The 1,406-nt window shown below is 29.4% G+C and carries 1 protein-coding gene; it reads right to left on the minus strand.

The window, feature by feature from the left end; translation table 11 throughout:
- Window positions 1-269: 269 nt before the first annotated feature.
- Window positions 270-1,052, minus strand: a complete 783-nt coding sequence (locus B154_RS0123985) for an acetoin reductase (protein WP_018616905.1) — start codon at window positions 1,050-1,052, stop codon at window positions 270-272.
- Between the last annotated feature and the right edge of the window lie 354 nt (window positions 1,053-1,406).

A 1,406-nucleotide genomic window follows, 5' to 3' on the forward strand; every position in this document is an offset into this window, starting at 1 on the left:
ATGAATTACCCCTAAATCTCTAAAAAACCCCCTTAAAATTCAAAATAAAGGCATTTGAAATTTAACAAAATAAAAAAGCCACCAGTTAAAATTTTGGTGGCTTTTAAAATTGTATTAGCAATTTTCAGTATAGTTGAACGACTATTTGGTTTCTTGAATTTATTATAACAAGACCACGCATTTATGCGGAGAAAATTTATTGATGTTGAGGGTTCCGAGGCTCAACGTCAATAAAGCAATTGGAATAAAAATTACAATATTTAAACTTTTTATTTATAAACTAATCCACCGTCTGTTAAAATTGATTGACCAGTTATATATTCTGCATCTTCTGAAGATAAAAATGATACTAAATTAGCAACGTCTTTAGGCTCTTGGTATCTACCTAATTTTATAGCACTTGAAAATTCTTTAAAAGCGTCTCCAGGATTTAAGTTTTCGTCGTATTTAACCATTTCTTCATCGATTCTATCCCACATTTTAGTTTTAGCCACTCCTGGACAGTAAGCATTTACGTTAATTTTATATTTAGCTAATTCTTTAGCTGCAACTTGAGTGTATGAACGAACAGCGTGTTTAGTAGCTGAATATGTACCTAACATTTCGTAAGATTCATGACCTGCTATACTACAAGCATTTATTATTTTACCTTTTGTATTTTGTTTTATAAATTGTTTTGCAGCAGCTTGAATGCCGTAAACAGTTCCAAATACGTTGATGTTAAATAATTTGTTTAGTTGATTTTCGTCTATTTCTAAGAAAGGTGTTACAGCATCTACACCTGCATTGTTAACAAAAACATCTAGTTGATTAAATTCTTTTACAGCAAAATTAACTAGTTCTTCTTGTTCTTTTTGTTTTGAAACATCACTTTTGAAAGATATTACATTATATCCTTTTTCTTTGAATTCTGTTTCTGTTTCTAGTAATAACTCGTTATTAATGTCTTGAACAACGATATTAAAACCATCATTTGCTAATCTTTCGGCTATTGCTTTACCTAAACCACCTGCTGAACCTGTTATTATTGCTACTTTATTTTCTGATTTCATATATTTACAGCCCCTTTTCTGTATGAAATGTCTTTAATAAAAATTGTATTCCTATAAAAAAACTAAAGCAATATTTATGTCTTTTGATTTAGTTTTTTTCTTGTCTCGATAATCATTGGAGGCGAAATTAATATCATTTTCCCATCTANAGGTATATCTTTACCATGAATAGATTCAATAGATTTAAGCTCTCTATATAAACCTTCTTCTTGTAATTTTTAAAATCACTTTGTAAGGTCATTCTACTCTTTCTTTCAGTTCATTATATCCAGAGTCGATTTCAAATCCCAAATCTTCTATCATCTTATAATCTAATTTATTAGGCTGTCCTCCAGTAATTAAGTAGTCTCCTAC

Origin of the sequence: Segetibacter koreensis DSM 18137, assembly GCF_000374045.1 — a bacterium.
Taxonomy (GTDB): Bacteria; Bacteroidota; Bacteroidia; order Chitinophagales; family Chitinophagaceae; genus Segetibacter; species Segetibacter koreensis.